This is a genomic window from Streptococcus caledonicus (assembly GCF_042656225.1).
GTDB lineage: Bacteria > Bacillota > Bacilli > Lactobacillales > Streptococcaceae > Streptococcus > Streptococcus caledonicus.
In genome coordinates, this window is the sequence record NZ_JBHSOJ010000015.1 from 203,863 (window position 1) to 204,347 (window position 485).

The 485-nt window shown below is 42.1% G+C and carries 1 pseudogene; it reads right to left on the bottom strand.

The window, feature by feature from the left end:
• Positions 1-77: 77 nt before the first annotated feature.
• Positions 78-347 (bottom strand): annotated as a pseudogene (locus ACFPQ3_RS02835) (helix-turn-helix domain-containing protein); the annotation flags it as partial.
• Positions 348-485: the final 138 nt, after the last annotated feature.

Genomic DNA, 485 nt, shown 5'->3' on the forward strand with positions numbered 1-485 from the left:
TGAGTTACGGATAGCCCTGCAAGGCTTGTCCAAGCGTTAGGAACAGGGTGACGACACGATTGGCAACAAGCAACTGCAAGCAGTCCTACCTCCATCTCTAAATAGCGGTTGCGCTCTTCGAGTTGCTTGTTTTTGAGCTGTAACTCTTCTTCTGGGGTAAAGTTCGTTTTACTGTCTAACCCTTTACCTCTGCGATCTAGGAGTCCTTGACTACCATCCTTCTCAAACTTTCTCACCCAGAAATAAACTTGTTGGTAGGAAATACCATATTTCTCAATCGCTACCTAATAGTCCTTATCATGAGTAATGGTGAAGTTGACAATCTCCACACGTTCTTCCAAAGTGGTTTTTCGTCCTTGGTTCATACGACTTAATCCTTTACTAATTGGTTTGATTTCTATACCACTAGTATACCGTTTTAGTCACGTTTCGAGAACACTTCTAGAGGATATTTGATACCTGTCACAAATAGTATACGTTGACCC